Here is a 14,487-nt window from a genome sequence, read left to right as displayed (position 1 = left end):
ATTTTTAAACTTTTCCCTCACTCCTCGGCGTTGGCGAAAATCTCGTCGTAAACGCCTTCGTCAATCTCCTTCTGGACTTCCCTCGGGTCCTTGCCTTCAACCGTAACGCCCATGCTGAGGGCAGTTCCGATGACTTCCTTGGCCGCGGCCTTGAGGTCGGCCGCGAGCATCTGCTCCTGCTTGGCCTTCGCTATCCTGATGACCTGCTCCATGGTCAGGTTCCCGACAGGGCTGTGGCCGGGCTCGCTGGAGCCCTTCGGGGCGCCGATCTCCTTCTTGATGAGCTGGCTGACCGGCGGAACACCGACCTCTATCTCGAAGGTCTTCTTCTTCGGGTCGGTGACGATGATCTTGACGGGAACCTGCATTCCCTCGAAATCCTTGGTAGCCTTGTTTATCTCATCAACGACCTGCTTGACGTTAAGTCCGAGCGGTCCGATGGCTGGGCCGAGAGGCGGACCGGGTGAAGCCTTTCCTCCCTCAACGAGCACCTCAACAATCTGCGGCATCTTTCTCACCTCTGTCCTTTGACCGTTCACTCCTTCTGGCGTTTGCTTATAAGTCTAACGTATTCGCCCCTCACCGTGACCGGAATCGGGACGATTGAACCTATGAGCTCGACGACTATCTCGTCCTTGGCCTCATCGACCCTGACGACCTTGGCCTTCTCGCCCTTGAACGGGCCGGAGATTAGCTCAACGATGTCTCCCGGCTCGAAGCCGCTCACGGCTGGTTTCTCCTCGAGGAAGTGCTCTATCTCCTCGAACTTGACCTCTCCCGGCAGGGTGCCCTTGGCGTGGCGTATGCCCTTTATAGCTTCGTCCACGGCGCTCTTGCTCGGTGCCTCAACGAAGATGTAGCCCTTTACCTTCGAGGGCGCCAGTATGGCGTAGACCGGGAGGTTGTATGTCTTAATCTTGCTGTATATCAGCTTGGAGGTGGTCTCTTCCTGTCCCACCGTGACGCGCACTGTGAAGATCCTGCCCTCGCTCATCGCTCTCACCCACGAACAGTTCAGGCCCCTGTAATCAGGTAGCCTATCAGGCGGATTATGAGGCCGATGGTACCTATCAGGAGCATTCCGATGCCGGTTATCTTGGCGGCCATCTTAAACTCCTTCATACCCGGCTTCTTAGTGACCAGCAAAACCCTCCGCGACTCCGCGAAGAAATTTTTAAGCTTTTCCGTGGTCGTTGCCACTGCCGTCACCTCGCCAAATTTTGAAAATGAAAGTTAGTCAAAGCTCGTCAAGGTCGAGCTTAATAACTTTTCTCTCCTGTTCCTCACCGTAGTAGCCCGGCTCCTCCTCGGCCACCGCGTAGGGTGAGCTGACGCCGGTGACGACGATGAGGATTCTAATCATCTTGCCGAGCTCCTCGTCGAGCTGTATGCCCCAGATAACCTGGGCCTCCGGGTCGAGCTTGCTGGTGACGAGCTCTATTATCTGCTGGGCCTCCTCGAGCTTGACATCGCTTCCACTTATGCTTATCAAAGCGCCCTTGGCACCGCTTATGTCCACGTCGAGGAGCGGGCTGTTGAGGGCCTGCTGGGCGGCTTCGAGGGCCCTCTTCTCGCTGTCGCTCTCGCCTATGCCTATCATCGCAACGCCACCATCCTTCATGACTGCCCTGACGTCGTTGAAGTCGAGGTTAACCAGGCCTGGCTTGGTGATGAGCTCGGTTATGCCCTTGACGGCCTGGACGAGTATCTCGTCCGCGACCTTGAAGGCCATGTGGATCGGGAGGTTTGGCGCGACCTCCATGAGCTTGTCGTTAGGGATAACTATGACGGTGTCGCTGTTCTTCCTGAGCCTCTCAAGGCCGTACTCGGCGTTCTTTATGCGCCTTATGCCCTCGACGGTGAACGGGAGGGTGACGACTGAAACGGTGAGGGCGCCCATCTTCTTGGCTATCTCGGCCACGACTGGAGCTGCGCCCGTTCCGGTTCCTCCACCGAGACCGCAGGTGATGAACACCATGTCCGCCCCTTCGAGGGCCTCCCTTATCTCGCGCTCGCTCTCCTTCGCGGCCTCCTCACCCATCTTGGGGTTGTTCCCGGCTCCAAGGCCCCTGGTAAGCTCCTTTCCGATGAGTATCTTCTTGTGAGCGCGGACCTTGAGGAGGTCCTGGGCATCGGTGTTGATGGCTATGACCTTCGCCCCCTGGATTCCTACCTGCATCATTCTGTTAATGGTGTTACAGCCGGCACCGCCGACACCAACGACATAGATCTTAGCCTGAATCTGCTCAAGAATCCTCTTGAGCTCCTCATCAACATCGGTCTGGCTCGGGGCCTCCGGCACCTGGTTGAGGCCGGCGGAGGTTCTTTCGATGGCGTCTTCAATCAGCTTCAGCATCTTTTCACCCTCCGGGCAATTTAACATCTGTTCCACTTTGTACGCAGGTGGTATATAAATTTAGCTAGGCAGATGCTGATTTTAAATCCCGCTCAACGTCTTTAAAGATTTCGCCCCTTCAGTCCCGTATGAACTCCAGGCCCAGCTCTTCGGCCAGGGTCTTGGCCATCTGCCTGGTTTCTCCCTTACTGCCCTTCCAATCAACGTAAATGACATCTACCTTGCCCTGTGTCCTCTCAATCGCCCGGAGGATCAGCTCTTTTTTCAGCGGGTGGGTGTACTTGGGAGCTATGTGGCCGAAGGCGATGTCGCTTTCTAGGGCGCGCTTCGTCTGCTTGGGGGCGTAGTGGCCGCCGCCGATTCCCAGTGCGACTGGAAACTTGGCTTTCTTGTAGTTCTCCAGGACGTAAATTATGGTCTCGGCTATTATCTCGCCGGCCCTGTCAATCACCCACTCCTCCTCGCTCGAGCCTATCTCTATGAAGAAGCTTGGAACCTCCAGCTCGCTCGGTCCGTGGTGGGTTGCCTCGTAGCAGACGGTCCAGCCGAGGTCGTTTAGCTCGCTCATCTTGAGCAGGGCGAGCTTCATGGCGGCCGGCTGAGCTATGGCGAGGCTCTCGTTCTTTCCCCCGTACATGGCCTTTCCCCAGTTCCCAGTCACGTGAGTGGTAAGGGCAGGTAGCTTCTGCTTGCTGGAGTGCCTGGAGGCGAAGGCTATTATCTCTGGCTTAAATCCAAGCTGGGCTTCTATTGCCTTATCGAGGCCGTCATAGTATATCATCTCCTCGTTGGTCGTCAGTATGAGCGTGTCGCCCCTGGCATAAACGGGATTTCCGTCGAAGATCCCCTCGGTCTCCCTGAACCCGAAGTTCTCAACGAGCCTGTTCAGTATGTTCATCGACGCGAGGTCGATTTTCGTTGTCATTATCACCTTCATAACGATCCCCTTTGGAATAGCCGTCTCCGTTAAAAGGCTTTACCCGGGTTCGAAGTTCTACCTTTGTATAGCTTTCATCGATGTTCTTGCGTTTTGCTTGGGAGATAACCTGAAAGATTTACGGAAATGTAACGAAAACTATATAACTTTGAATGTACTTCAATATCCTAATGTGGTCGTTAGGCCATGGGTGTACGTTACAGTATGGGGGTGGACATGAGTATGAAGAAGTCGGTAGTTGGTGTATTGGTTTTTGTGCTTTCGGTTTCTCTTTTAATGGCCGGTTGCATAAGTCCCGGAGGGGAGGAGACTGGAACCCAGACTACTGGCCCAACCGAAACGTACTCCATTGAGATATACACGGGGGGAACCAGCGGTGTTTACTACCCACTTGGCTCCGCCTATGCCAACATACTGAACCAGTACAGTAAGGACGAGACCGGGATAAAGATTGAGGCTAGGGCAGTTACAAGCGGTGCCAGCGTCGCCAACGCCCAGGCCATAGGCGATGGTAGAGCCCAGGCGGCTATAATGCAGAACGACGTTGCCTACTACGCCTTCCACGGCACCACCCTCGAGGCCTTCCAGGGCAAGCCAGTGACCAAGCTCCGCGGCATCGCCGCCCTTTATCCGGAGACGATACAGTTCGTTGTCAAAGCTGACAGCAACATAAAGACCCTGGCGGACCTCAAGGGCAAGAAGGTTGCCGTTGGTGCTGCCGGAAGCGGTACCGCCGTCGCGGCCCAGCAGATACTTGAGGCTGCGGGAGTCTGGGACGACGTTGATAAGGTCTACCTCTCCTTCAGCGAGGCAACCCAGCAGCTCAAGCTCGGCCAGATCGATGCCGCCGTTATAGTTTCCGGCGCTCCGACGCCGGCGGTTGATCAAATAGCGGTTCAGACCCCCGTCAGGATCCTCCCAATTGGGGACGATATCCTCAAGAAGCTCAAGGACGAGGGTTACATCTTCTACGTCAGCCAGACCCTCCCGAAGGACACCTACAAGGGAATGACCGAGGACACCCAGACGCTCGCGGTTAAGGCCGTTCTCGTCGTCAGCGCCGACGTTCCCGATGACGTGGTCTATGCTATGACCAGGCTGCTCTTCCTCCACGTCGATGAGCTCAGGCAGGTTCACGCAAAGGCCCAGTACATAAGTTTTGACACAGCCCTCGATGGTATGAGCATACCGCTCCACCCCGGAGCCATCAAGTACTACGAGGAGAAGGGCAAGACCGTTCCAGATGATCTAAAGCCGTGAGGAGGGTCACTTTGAGCCGAAAAGCCCTTTCTTTTCTTATCATTACCGTCGCTCTCGTTCTTCTTCTGCCGGCTAATGCGGTCGAGATTAGCTTCAATGGCAGGTCTTACACTTATTCCCCCGGCTCCACAATCGAGATTGAATACGTTCACAGCGTTGAAAGGAGCGAGGTGGTTGAGATCATCACCGCCAACGGAACCGGATTTTACGTCGTTGAGATGAGGTGGAAGGACTTTGGGGCCGGCCTTCCAGAGGACGTTCAGAACCTCACCGACGGCTTCTACGTCAAGAGGACGAGGGATTATCTTGGAAGGAGTTTCACCTACTGGTTCATACCCATAAACCACGCCAACGTCACCGTCAATGGCTCTCCTGTCCTTGTTGATTCCGACGGTGGAAAAAAGGTTGTCGTGAACTTTCAAATTAAGCGCGTTCCACTTGTGATGAGGTTGATTGGGAGGTGGTAAATTGTCTGAAGAACCCAGCATCGATGTCGTCGCCGCGGAGGAGGTCGTGATAGAAAGGACCAGAACCCTCCCCCCAAGGCTTGAGTTCGTGGTGAAGGTCGCGGCCATACTAATAGGCCTTTACGAGATACTCTTCATCTTCAACTTCAACTACACCCTCTACGACCTCTTCCAGCGCCTGGGGCTGGAGCTGGACTTCCTTAGAATAACGTTCCAGCCCAAGCAGGGAGAGGCCTTCGTAATGGCAATGCTGATGGTAATAACCTTCCTGCTCTACCCGATACGCAAGAAGGAGAAGTACTTCAGGAAGGTCTTCGCCTACGACTACGTGATGGGCGCCGTTGGGGTAATCTCCATGCTCTACCTCTTCGCAGTCTACGAGCGCTACATACTAACCTCTTCCCTCAATCAGACCGACGTGGTCTTTGGACTCATCGCGGTGCTCATGGTTCTCGAGGCAACGCGGCGCGTCCTTGGCTGGGTTCTCCCGGCCATAGTGAGCCTGTTCCTTCTCTACGGAATCTACGCCATCAACTACGACTGGACCCGCTTCGTGCAGCAGCTCTACTTTGACGAGGGCATCTTCGGAATCCCGTTCTTCGTCATGACGATATACGTCTTCGCCTTCATCTTCTTCGGGGCCTTCCTGCTCAAGATAGGCGTCAGCGACTACATCACCGAGTTCATGATAAGCCTCTTCGGAAAGAGGCCCGGTGGCCCGGCTAAGTCGGCCGTCATATCGAGCGCCCTCATGGGAACGGTCAGCGGCTCGAGCGTGGCCAACGTGCTCACCACGGGAACTTTCACGATTCCCCTCATGAAGAAGGCCGGCTACCCGCCGGAGATAGCCGGGGCCGTCGAGCCCGTCGCCTCCACCGGTGGCCAGCTGATGCCCCCGATAATGGGCGCGGCAGCCTTCATAATGGCCGAGTTCCTCAACCTGCCCTACAACAAGATAATCATCGCCGCGGTGCTGCCGGCCATAGTCTACTACGGCGGCGTTTACCTCTTCATAGACCTCGAGACCAAGAGGCTGGGCCTCAAGGGTATGGCTGCCGAGGCCTTCAAGACCATGGCCTACTTCCTGCGCAAGCTCTACATACTCCTTCCCATCGTCGTCATAACCGTCGCCCTCGTGTGGGGAATAGCGCCCCAGATCGCGGCCATTTCCTCGCTCGGGATTGCCATCTGGGTGGCGTGGATTTCAAGGGACGAGATATACGGAGACGAGAAGCTCTACGTCGCGGTAGCCCTGCTCACCACCCTGCTGATGTTCCTCGGGAACAACGTGGCGAAACAGACCGCTCTGGTTCTCCTGGCGATGTTCTTACTGCTGGTCGGACTTGGAATCGCGAAGAAGGGCGTCGCCTTCAACGAGAAGTTCTACATCAGCGCGATGTTCCTCCTCTTTATAGCCCTGACCAAGTACCTGGGAATGACCAAGGAGCAGATAGTACTGATGACGGGAGTCTTCGGAATAGTGTTCTCAATCCTCGTCGGCTACCGCTCCACCCTCGACAGCGGCAAGATGATGTATCGCGCGACCTACGAGGCGATGATAGACGCCGGAAAGACGAGCGTCAGCGTCATGCTGGCAGCCGCTTCGGCCGGCCTGATACAGGGCGTTCTGACGATGACCGGAGAGCTTACCAACATTGGCTACCGCCTCATAAGCCTCACCCACGGGAACCTCTGGCTCCTCCTCATACTGACGATGGTGTTCAGCCTCATCCTCGGAATGGGTGTCCCAACGACGGCCAACTACATCATAACCTCGCTCGTCGCGGCCCCGGCAATCTACATGCTGGTGAGGAACATAGAGCCCTACAACCAGCCGGTCCCCGGCTACACCGTGCTGATTGCCATGCTCTCGGCCCACTTCTTCGTCTTCTACTTCGGTATCCTCGCCGACGTTACGCCGCCGGTGGCCCTCGCAAGCTACGCCGGCTCGGCGATAGCGGGCGGTGACTTCTGGAAGACGGCGATCAACGCGGTCAAGTACGCGCTGGCTGGCTACATAGGCCCGTACATCTACTTCACACACCCGGAGATGTTCCTCATAACGGTCTCCGACTGGACGCCCGCGATGATACTCAGGGTGCTCTACTACCTCCTGGCGACGCTCTTCGTGATGTACCTGCTGGCCATCTCGCTGACCGGCTTTTACAACACGCGTCTGAAGAAGTGGATGCGGGCTGTGATCGGCGCAATCGGCCTGGCCGGAGTCACCCTCAACCCCATCGTCATCGGGGCAGGGGTCGTCGCATGGCTCGGCCTGAAGTTCTACGGCTCGAAGTTCGCGGCCTCATAAGTGTGGGGGCTTTAATTTTTGCCCCTCACAGCTTTTTTGGACGCTCAAGATTAAATCAACCTTCTTGGGCTATTTGGCTCAGCTCGCTGGCCATCTTGTCCGATGCGGTCTCTATCTGTCTTGTTGCACTGTTGGCCGCCTGCTGAATTGCCCGGAATATGATTAGCACCATCACAAGGGACAGTGCTATCATAAAGAGGTACTCAATCGCCGCCTGTGCTCTTCTCAATTTTCTCACCGAGAATAATACCACTAAGGTCCTAATAACTCTTTTGGTTGGTTCGAAAATGAAACTAAAAATTTGGAAGTTCAGTATAGCATGACCTCGAAGCCGAGCTCGCTCAGCAGGTCTGCCAGCTCCTCGCTGTCCACGTAAACAAGCAGGTGGTGGTTGCCGAGGGTTCCGTCTATGAAGTCCATTGCATCTTCGACTTTCAGCCTTACCTGGGTCCTGCACCTGAAGTCGCTGTGCTCTTGGCCAGCGACCTCGACACCGGCAACAACAGCTCTCCTTCCGCGTATCTTGAGGAGACTGGCCTTACCCTTCGGCAGCTGGACGTCCACGCCAACCCCCGTGCCGCTCTCGAAGTGCGACCGTATGATGTATCTTCCTATCAGCGGAGCGGTGCAGTGGGCGAGGATTATGTAATCGTCCCCGTAGTCGGCAATGTTGCCCATGAACGCCGGCTTGTCGAAGAAGCGCCTCGCTATCATCATTCCAACGAGCGCGTTCAGCTCGCCCTCGCACGCTGCTGGAATGCCCTGGGCGTTAAACATCGCCAGCGCGAGGCAGGGGGTCATCTTGGACTTCATGACTATGTCAAAGCACCCTATGGTGAAGCCGTCCAGCCGGTAGTCTTCGAGGATTCTTTTTATGGCCAGATATATCCTACCTGCCCTAATCAGGTCTTCCCTCTGTGCTTCCCTTATCTCAACAGCTTTTCCAACTATCTCCTCGACGACCTCCCAGCCCTCCGCGTCGGTCGTGGCCTCGTAGTACTCGTAGAACTTCTTAAGGCTTATCCTGGTGTATGGGAGCTCGAACCTCTCGTTTATCAGCCATGGCGAAATCCTGCCTATCAGCCCTATACGCATGCGGAGGAACTTGTCCAGCGTCTCCCGCATGTCTTCGTAACCGAGCAGGGCGGCTTTAAGCTCGTTGAAGTCCTTGACCAGCGTTGAAGGAACCAGCCTGTCCCTGAAGTATTCCCTCAACTCTATCCCTGCCGCGAGGGAGTTGTTGAAGGGGTCACCGTAGATGACCACGGGCCTCCTGTAGACGAAGAACTCTTTCAGCGGGCCTTCAGTACCCCCTGTCAGGGGATAGAGGACTATCGCGTCCACCTCGTTGAAGTTTACCTCCTCCTTGGCTTCCTTGAAGTCTGCCTTTGTTGATACGAAGAACCCTCCAACGACCTCGAACTCTCCGGCGAGCTTCGTCATGAACTCCGACGCCTTCTTCTCGAACGCCTTAGGGTTCGCGAGTTCGCTAACCCCAAAAACGACTCCTACCTTCATGCTTTCACCTAACCGTTTTAAACTTCCGCGCTTAAATAAGCTTGTGGTTGCCATGAGGTTCGTCCTCGACACGAGCATCTTCGTCAATCCCGAGATAAGGGGCAAGTTCGGCGACAGCCCTACCGAAGCCATGAGGACCTTCCTGCGCTACGCCGAGAGGCTCTTCGGGCGGGTCGAGTTCTACATGCCCCCCGGAATCTACCGCGAGGTAATGCACTTCGTGGACGGGGAGGAACTCATTCCCGAGATTGAGCTTTACATAATCAAGAAGCCCCCCAATGTTCACGACATAAGGATACCCGCTTTCGTGGTCTACGAGCTGATAGACGACATACGGCGAAGGATAGACAAGGGACTCCGTGTGGCTGAGAAAGCCGTCCGCGAGAGCGTCATCGAGACGGACAACGTGGACAGGATAATCCAAAAGCTCAGGAGGAACTACCGGAAGGCCCTCAGGGAGGGCATAGTGGACAGCAAAGAGGACTTCGAGCTTATCCTCCTCGCCAAAGAGCTAGATGCGACGATAGTTTCCGCTGACGTGGGAATACTGACCTGGGCTCAGAAGATGGGCATTAAATGGATAGACGCGGCCAACTTCCGTGAGGTTCTTGAGGGCCTCGTCGAGAGGCTGGGAGAAGGGAAAAATTTATAAAGCCTCACCTGCATCGTATCATCGACGCCCCGGTGGCTCAGCCTGGTGGAGCGGCCGCTTGGTAAGCGGCAGGTCGCGGGTTCAAACCCCGCCCGGGGCTCCATTCTACAAACTTTTGCTCTGCAAAAGTTTGATCAAGGTTCGTGATTCCTTTTGAAAAAAGCGTGCTTTGAGTGGCATGATTTTATGCAGTTTTAACGAGGTTTAACTGTTGAACAGGGCCTCTTTAATGGTTCACTTCATTTTTAGCGTTCGAAGGACGCCTTGTGGAGAGTGGAACACTGCAAACTGTCAGTTGAGAACAAACCCCGTGAAAAACAGGCAGCTTTTGGAATTGCACGCACTCTTCCACCAGCGCTTCGTAGGAAGCGAAGCTTCCCGACGTGTTGAGGCAAAGCCTCAACATGCGGAGCAAAGGGCTGTTATGGTGGGGCCGCCGGGATTCGAACCCGGGTCACGGGCTCCCAAAGCCCGCAGGATAGACCAGGCTACCCTACGGCCCCGCCCGCGGTAGGTGCATCGGGGGGTTCCTTATTAAGCTTTTCGCTGAAGCTTCACCAAAAGTTCGCAGTCTCTCAAAGGCTCGCGTCCGGTGGAATCCTGAACATCTTTGCTAAAAGCCTGCTCCGCAGGATTTTTATAATCCACTTGCCTATCGCCTCAAGGTGTCGTCATGGTCACGCTCATCATAGCGGAAAAGCCCAACGTTGCCCGTAAAATCGCCTATGCGTTAGCGGAAGGCAAGCCCGTCAGGAAGACCATCGGAAAGGTGAGCTACTACGAGTTCACCCGAGACGGGAAGAGAATAATCGTAGCTCCTGCAGTTGGGCACCTCTTCTCTCTCGCACCGAAAACTAAAACCTACGGCTATCCGGTCTTCGACATCGAGTGGGTTCCCGTCTACGTCGCCGAGAAGGGCAAGGGCTACGCGAAGGACTACATCAAAGCCCTGGCCACCCTGGCAAAGAGGGCCGACGAGTTCGTGGTTGCCTGCGACTACGACACCGAGGGTGAGGTTATTGGTTATACTGCTCTCAAGTACGCCTGCGGCGTTGACCCCGCCAAGGCGAAGAGAATGAAGTTCTCTGCCTTAACAAAGAAGGACCTCCTCAAGGCATGGTACAACCTCGAACCGACGATAAACTTCGGAATGGCCGATGCAGGAATAGCGCGCCACGTCCTCGACTGGTACTGGGGAGTCAATCTCTCCCGCGCCCTTACCTCAGCCATAAAGCGCGCCAGCGGCAAGTGGCAGGTTCTCTCAACCGGCCGCGTCCAGGGGCCGACCCTCAAGTTTCTCGTTGAGCGCGAGAAGGAAATCCAGAACTTCAAGCCAACTCCCTACTGGGTCATCAAGATGCTTCTGGAGAAGAATGGCCAGCAGTACACAGCGGTTTATGAAAAGGAGCGCATACTAGACGAGGACGAGGCCAAGCGCATCGTCGAGGAGGCGAAGAAGGGGCCGGCCTTCGTTGAAAGGGTGGAAGTCAAACAGCAGAAGAGGAATCCGCCCGTCCCCTTCGACCTCGGAACACTCCAGCGGGAAGCGTATTCGGCGTTTGGCTACTCCCCGAAGAAGACTTTGGAGATTGCACAGAATCTGTACGAGCGAGCTCTGTGCTCATACCCCCGCACCTCCTCGCAGAAGCTCCCCAAGAACCTCAACTTCCGCTCCATCCTTCAGAACCTTGCAAAGCTTCCCGAGTACAAGCCCTTCGCCCACGAGCTTCTGGGAAAGGATAAGCTCAGGCCCGTCGAGGGCAGGAAGGAAGACCCCGCCCACCCGGCGATCTATCCAACAGGCGAGCTCCCAAAGCCGGGCGAGCTGACCAGAGACGAGGCCAACCTCTACGACCTCATAGTGAGACGCTTTCTGGCCCTCTTCATGGAACCTGCCGTCAGGGAGAGCATGAAGGTGATAATAAACTCCAACAATCATCGCTTCATTTTGAGCGGGGCGAGAACCGTAAAGGAGGGCTGGCTGAAGGTCTATGGTAAATACGTCAAGTTCGACGAGGTTATTTTGCCCGCCTTTAAGGAGGGCGAGCAGGTCAGGGTTCTCCAGATAAAGCGCGAGAAGAAGAAGACGAAGCCCCCGGCGAGATACTCCCCGGCGGCCGTAATCAAAAAGATGGAAGACCTTGGAATTGGAACTAAAGCCACGCGCGCCCAAATCCTTGAGACGCTTTACAGCAGGGGCTACATCGAGGGCAAGAAGAAGATAAAGGTCACTCCTCTAGGAATGCGCGTTGTGGAGGCCCTCGAGAAGAACGTGCCGGACATAGTGAGCGTTGAGCTGACGAGGGCCTTCGAGGAGAAGATGGAGGAGATAATGGCTGGAAAGGCAAAGAAGGACGAAGTCATCGAGGAGAGCAGGGGGCAGTTGATTAAAATCCTGAAGGTCTTCAAGGAGAAGGAGCTGGACATAGGTAAGATGCTCCTTGAAACGACGGGAACTGGGGTAACGACCTCTAAAGACTCCGCCAAGGTTTCGGAGGACTCTGCGAAGGTGCCCAAGGGAACTGCCAGCTCCAAGGCTCAAGAAGGCCGGAAAACGGGGAAGGGGCTCGTTCTCGGCAAGTGCCCCAAGTGCGGCGGTGACCTGGTCGTTCGCTACAACAGGAAAACGGGCAAGCGCTTCGTTGGTTGCTCCAACTGGCCCAAATGCGACGTCACCTACCCCCTTCTCCAGCGGGGAGAGATAATCCCGACGGACAAGACCTGCTGCAACGGTGCACCCGTGGTGAAGATTCGCGAGAAGGGAAGGGAGTACGAGATATGCGTGGATATGAACTGCAAGGAGTGGAAGAAAAAGGGTAATTAGAGGAGCTCCTTGAGGAGCGTTATCCTCCTCGGGCTGAGGAGAACCTTCGGGTGCTTGAGGAGAGCCTTTATCACCTCTCCGTAGTCTCCGCCCGCTATCTTCTCGGCGTCTGCCCCGCTGAGGATCTGTATGAACAGGTCGAGGTCCTCGTCGGTGAGCTTCTCGGTGACGCGCCTCACCTTGAGAACCTTTTCGAGCCTCTTCCCGTCGGTCTCCCACCACTCGGTCGTGTAGTTCTTCAGGAGTTCGAGGTTCTCCTCTTCGAGGGCCTTCACTATCCACTTGCTTGCTATGGTTCCAGCTTCCATTGCCTCGGCCATTCCACCGCCGTGCATCGGGTTTACCTGTCTGGCCGCGTCTCCGACGACGAGAACGTTGTCCTTGACGAGGTCCTTAACGAAGCCACCAACGGGGACAACGCCAACGTTTATCTCGAGGAGCTTCTTTGCTGGAATGTTGTTCTCCCTCAGCCACTTGTCGAGGTAATACTTGGCGGTCTTTGGATTGTCCGAGTTGATGCCAATCCCGACGTTGGCCCGGTCCTCGTCCTTCGGGAAGACCCAGACGTAGCCCCTCGGCGCTATCTCGTTGCCGAACCAGAGGTGTATCATGTCAGGGTCGAAGCCCTCTATGAGCATCTCGTACTCGTAGCTTGAGTCGAACTCGTGCGGCGGGGCGTAGGTGTTTATTCCCGCTTTCCTCGCGATGGTGCTCTCGACGCCGTCGGCAGCAACTATAACATCGGCGTAGATCTCGACAGGCTCGTCCTCGTGCTTGGCCTTGATTCCAACGACTTTGCCGTTCTTCTTTATGACGTCCAAAGCCTCCGTCCTCGCGAGCACATCTGCTCCAGCCTTGGCCGCGTAATAAGCCAGCATCTTGTCGAAGACCTTCCTCTCAAGGATAACGCCGCTGGCCTCTTTGTACCTGAGCTCAAGCTCGTAGCCGCTCGGTGAGTAGAGCTTTGCTCCATAAATCTCGCGGTTGATGAAGCGCCTGTCGTAGGGTATGTCGTACTTATCGAAGACCTTGATGCTTATGCCTTCGGCGCACTGCTTGGGCGTTCCAATCGCGGGCTTCTTGTCGATGAGAAGGACGGAAAAACCTGATTTGGCGACGTTTCTGGCAACGATCGGGCCGGCTATTCCGGCACCGACAACGACGACGTCGTATTTCATCTCCTTCATTCGCTCACCTCCAGTGGCTCAGCGCTGAGCGCTCCAACCGGACAGGCGTTGATGCATATCCTGCAGCTGATGCACTTGTCCTGGAAGAACTCCCAGCCGCTTGAGTGGACCTCTATGGCCAGAGTCGGGCAAACGCCAGCGCAACCACCGCAGAGGTAGCACCTGTCCTCGTTCACGATGACTCTAATCTTCTCCGGCATCACTTTCACCGCCGAGTTTTTGTTTTAGCCTTTCTTCGTCAATCTTAATGGCCCCGTCTTTTATTATTAACGGTACGAACCTGTCCAGCTCCCTGGCCTTCACAAGGACTTCCCTTTCCTTGAGGTTGAGCCTGTCGCTGAGTTCGTCCACCGTTGCCTCGCCGACGAGGAGAATGTAGTGCAGTATGGCGAGCTGGGTCATGTCGCCTATCTCCTTGAGGTAGCGCTCCTTTATCTCCTTCATCAGCGCATCGCGCCTGGTTTCAACTGCCTTGAGTGCCTGAAGAACCTTTTCAAGCTCCACACTGAGCTCGTGGAAGGAGTGAATCATCTCCAGGAGCGAGCTGTGCTCGTCCGGAATGCGGGAAATGTCTATCTCGGTCCTCTTGATAACCTCGCCGCCCAAGTCGAGTCCACGGTACCAAAAGAGGTTGGGCGTGACCGTGGCGACGTAGGTTTTTGCTATGGCTATGTCGTAGTACTTCCTCGCAGGCCCGATGAAGGGTCCCTCCCTCTCATAGGACCTAAGTATTCCCTCGCGCTCCATGATTTTAAGGTGCTTTGCAACGGCCGTTGAAGAAACGCTAACCTTGCTGCTCAGGAAGCTGAAGTAGCACTCGGTGCAGGTGAGGTGGCTCAGCAAGTCGCGCCTCACCCTGTTCCCCAGTATGTAAAAGATGTCCGGTTCAGCCATGACCCACACCACCCAGATCTGTGACGCAAAGCTTATATAGTGAACATTCAACCTTAGGTTGCAAACCGGAGATTAAACTCC

The 14,487-nt window shown here is 55.5% G+C and carries 15 protein-coding genes and 2 tRNA genes; 6 read left to right on the top strand and 11 right to left on the bottom strand.

From position 1 onward, the window contains the following. Positions 1–17 precede the first annotated feature (17 nt). From E3E27_RS04685 to E3E27_RS04665, 5 genes are all read right to left on the bottom strand, one after another. Positions 18–509, bottom strand: coding sequence for a 50S ribosomal protein L11 (locus E3E27_RS04685; protein ID WP_014788252.1), 492 nt, complete (start codon positions 507–509; stop codon positions 18–20). A gap of 26 nt (positions 510–535) precedes the next feature. Beyond that, positions 536–994, bottom strand: coding sequence for a transcription elongation factor Spt5 (locus E3E27_RS04680; RefSeq protein ID WP_014788251.1), 459 nt, complete (start codon positions 992–994; stop codon positions 536–538). 20 nt (positions 995–1,014) lie between these two features. Then, entirely contained in the window at positions 1,015–1,200 is a 186-nt protein-coding gene (locus E3E27_RS04675; RefSeq protein WP_014788250.1) for a protein translocase SEC61 complex subunit gamma, read from the bottom strand. A gap of 37 nt (positions 1,201–1,237) precedes the next feature. Further along, positions 1,238–2,356: a cell division protein FtsZ gene (gene ftsZ / locus E3E27_RS04670; RefSeq protein ID WP_014788249.1), complete on the bottom strand. Its 1,119-nt coding sequence runs from the start codon at positions 2,354–2,356 to the stop codon at positions 1,238–1,240. A 118-nt stretch (positions 2,357–2,474) separates the two neighbouring features. Beyond that, positions 2,475–3,293 carry a D-aminoacyl-tRNA deacylase gene (locus E3E27_RS04665; RefSeq protein WP_167773570.1) on the bottom strand — a complete coding sequence of 273 codons (819 nt, stop codon included), beginning with the start codon at positions 3,291–3,293 and terminating at the stop codon, positions 2,475–2,477. A 222-nt stretch (positions 3,294–3,515) separates the two neighbouring features. Between E3E27_RS04665 and E3E27_RS04660 the strand changes: the two genes are divergently transcribed. The 3 genes from E3E27_RS04660 to E3E27_RS04650 are packed head-to-tail and all read left to right on the top strand — an operon-like array spanning position 3,516 to position 7,331. Then, positions 3,516–4,553, top strand: coding sequence for a TAXI family TRAP transporter solute-binding subunit (locus E3E27_RS04660; RefSeq protein WP_014788247.1), 1,038 nt, complete (start codon positions 3,516–3,518; stop codon positions 4,551–4,553). An 11-nt stretch (positions 4,554–4,564) separates the two neighbouring features. Further along, positions 4,565–5,020: a DUF1850 domain-containing protein gene (locus E3E27_RS04655; RefSeq protein ID WP_167773569.1), complete on the top strand. Its 456-nt coding sequence runs from the start codon at positions 4,565–4,567 to the stop codon at positions 5,018–5,020. A gap of 1 nt (position 5,021) precedes the next feature. Then, complete coding sequence (locus tag E3E27_RS04650) at positions 5,022–7,331, top strand: TRAP transporter fused permease subunit (RefSeq protein ID WP_167773568.1); 2,310 nt, start codon at positions 5,022–5,024, stop codon at positions 7,329–7,331. A 55-nt stretch (positions 7,332–7,386) separates the two neighbouring features. Here the strand turns inward: E3E27_RS04650 and E3E27_RS04645 are convergent, their stop codons facing one another. Continuing rightward, the gene (locus tag E3E27_RS04645; RefSeq protein WP_014788244.1) at positions 7,387–7,569 is read right to left on the bottom strand and encodes a hypothetical protein; all 183 of its coding nucleotides are present in this window, start codon (positions 7,567–7,569) and stop codon (positions 7,387–7,389) included. Positions 7,570–7,640: 71 nt separating this feature from the next. Next, on the bottom strand, positions 7,641–8,849 hold the full coding sequence (locus E3E27_RS04640; protein WP_014788243.1) for a hypothetical protein: 1,209 nt from the start codon (positions 8,847–8,849) through the stop codon (positions 7,641–7,643). Positions 8,850–8,901: 52 nt separating this feature from the next. Between E3E27_RS04640 and E3E27_RS04635 the strand changes: the two genes are divergently transcribed. Next, a complete protein-coding gene (locus E3E27_RS04635; protein WP_014788242.1) occupies positions 8,902–9,501 on the top strand; it encodes an RNA ligase partner protein in 600 nt (199 codons plus the stop codon). Between the two features lie 26 nt (positions 9,502–9,527). Continuing rightward, positions 9,528–9,604, top strand: a tRNA-Thr gene (locus E3E27_RS04630). Between the two features lie 322 nt (positions 9,605–9,926). Here E3E27_RS04630 and E3E27_RS04625 read toward each other — a convergent pair. Then, positions 9,927–10,004, bottom strand: a tRNA-Pro gene (locus tag E3E27_RS04625). A gap of 170 nt (positions 10,005–10,174) precedes the next feature. On the opposite strand from E3E27_RS04625, the gene topA reads away from it, so the two are divergent. Continuing rightward, positions 10,175–12,325 (top strand): DNA topoisomerase I, encoded by a 2,151-nt coding sequence (gene topA / locus E3E27_RS04620; RefSeq protein WP_167773567.1) that lies wholly within the window; start codon positions 10,175–10,177, stop codon positions 12,323–12,325. Here topA and E3E27_RS04615 read toward each other — a convergent pair. From E3E27_RS04615 to E3E27_RS04605, 3 genes are read right to left on the bottom strand one after another with little or no spacing between them, the layout of a single operon-like run. Continuing rightward, positions 12,322–13,512 (bottom strand): NAD(P)/FAD-dependent oxidoreductase, encoded by a 1,191-nt coding sequence (locus tag E3E27_RS04615; protein WP_206204770.1) that lies wholly within the window; start codon positions 13,510–13,512, stop codon positions 12,322–12,324. The two genes, topA and E3E27_RS04615, sit on opposite strands and share 4 nt — an antisense overlap. Continuing rightward, complete coding sequence (locus E3E27_RS04610; RefSeq protein WP_014788239.1) at positions 13,509–13,712, bottom strand: DUF362 domain-containing protein; 204 nt, start codon at positions 13,710–13,712, stop codon at positions 13,509–13,511. Before E3E27_RS04610 ends, E3E27_RS04615 begins: the two co-directional genes overlap by 4 nt. After that, a complete protein-coding gene (locus E3E27_RS04605) occupies positions 13,696–14,406 on the bottom strand; it encodes a helix-turn-helix domain-containing protein (RefSeq protein WP_014788238.1) in 711 nt (236 codons plus the stop codon). The genes E3E27_RS04610 and E3E27_RS04605 overlap by 17 nt, the downstream gene beginning before the upstream one ends. Positions 14,407–14,487: the final 81 nt, after the last annotated feature.

Source organism: Thermococcus sp. MV11 (assembly GCF_012027285.1).
Classification (GTDB): domain Archaea; phylum Methanobacteriota_B; class Thermococci; order Thermococcales; family Thermococcaceae; genus Thermococcus; species Thermococcus cleftensis.
Note: the sequence above shows the minus strand (reverse complement) of the source record. Positions and strands in the feature narration are given on the sequence as shown.